At 58.8% G+C, this 711-nt stretch carries 1 pseudogene; it reads left to right on the forward strand.

Annotated features, from left to right (window positions below):
• Window positions 1-711: pseudogene (locus EAE90_RS24925) on the forward strand (hemagglutinin repeat-containing protein); the annotation flags it as partial.

Raw genomic sequence — 711 nt, forward strand, 5'->3', positions numbered from 1 at the left:
TGCGCGACCAAATCACCCAGTTGACCGGCCAGCGCTATCTGCCGGGCTACAACAACGACGAAGCGCAGTTTAAAGCGCTGATGGATGCCGGTGTCGCCTTTGGCAAACAGCAACAGTTAACGCCGGGTGTGGCGCTGAGTCCGGCACAGATGGCGTTGCTGACTTCGGACATTATCTGGCTGACTAACCAAACCGTGACCCTGCCGGATGGCACTACCGAGGTAGTGACTGTGCCGCAGGTTTACGCGCGCGTCCGTCAGGGCGACCTGCGCAGCGATGGCGCCTTGCTGGCCGGGAATACCGTGGCGCTCAACAGTCAGGGCGATATCACCAACAGCGGCACGATGAGCGGGCGTGACATCACTCAACTGACGGCCAACAATTTGACCAACAGCGGCTTTATTCGCGGCGGTAAAGTAGATTTAGCGGCCCAACAGACGCTCACTAACCGGGGCGGCCGGATTCAGGGGGATGACCGGGTGACTCTGAAAGGCCGGGATATCATCAGCGCATCGACCGTGCGCGGGGATGAAGCTAACCGCTGGCTGGACCGTCCAGCGGGCATCTATGTGCAGAATGATAAAGGCGCCTTATCGCTGAGCGCCATTAACAATGTTCAGCTCACCGCCAGTGACGTTAAAAATGCCGGTAAAGACGGTCACACCGAGATAACGGCAGGCCATAACCTGACGCTGGACGCCTTAAGCACGC

The organism is Photorhabdus caribbeanensis, assembly GCF_018448885.1.
Classification (GTDB): Bacteria; Pseudomonadota; Gammaproteobacteria; order Enterobacterales; family Enterobacteriaceae; genus Photorhabdus; species Photorhabdus caribbeanensis.